1 protein-coding gene is annotated in these 626 nt (G+C 65.8%); it reads left to right on the top strand.

Annotation, left to right across the window (positions count from 1 at the left end):
- The coding region (locus tag ASF38_RS18990) for a DnaA ATPase domain-containing protein (protein ID WP_235497411.1) at positions 1-626 on the top strand (626 nt) is incomplete at both ends.

Below are 626 nucleotides of genomic sequence, written 5' to 3'. Positions count from 1 at the left end.
TCACCAACGACGTGATCAACGCGATCCGCGAGAACCGCACGTCGGCGCTGCGCCAGAAGTACCGCGAGATCGACGTCCTCCTGGTCGACGACATCCAGTTCCTGGAGAACAAGGAGTCGACGCAGACCGAGTTCTTCCACACGTTCAACGCGCTGCACAACGCCAACAAGCAGATCGTCATGACGTCGGACCGCCCGCCCAAGAACCTGCGCACGCTCGAGGAGCGGCTGCGCAACCGGTTCGAGTGGGGCCTGCAGACCGAGATGCTGCCGCCGGACCTCGAGACGCGGATCGCGATCCTGCGCAAGAAGGCGGCCATCGAGAAGCTCACCGCCCCGGCCGACGTGCTGGAGTTCATCGCCAGCAAGGTCCAGACGAACATCCGCGAGCTCGAGGGCGCCCTCATCCGCGCCACCGCCTTCGCCAACCTGCAGGGCACCACGGTCGACCTCCAGCTGGCGCAGATCGTGCTCAAGGACCTGGTCGCCGAAGGTGAGGAGCCCGAGATCACCTCGGGCGTGATCCTCGCCCAGACCGCGGCCTACTCGGAGTTCTCCATCGAGGAGCTGTGCGGCACGAACCGCAGCCGCGACCTCGTGCTCGCCCGTCAGATCGCGATGTACCTG

The sequence above is a fragment of the Aeromicrobium sp. Leaf272 genome (assembly GCF_001422865.1).
Classification (GTDB): Bacteria; Actinomycetota; Actinomycetes; order Propionibacteriales; family Nocardioidaceae; genus Aeromicrobium.
Note: the sequence above shows the minus strand (reverse complement) of the source record. Positions and strands in the feature narration are given on the sequence as shown.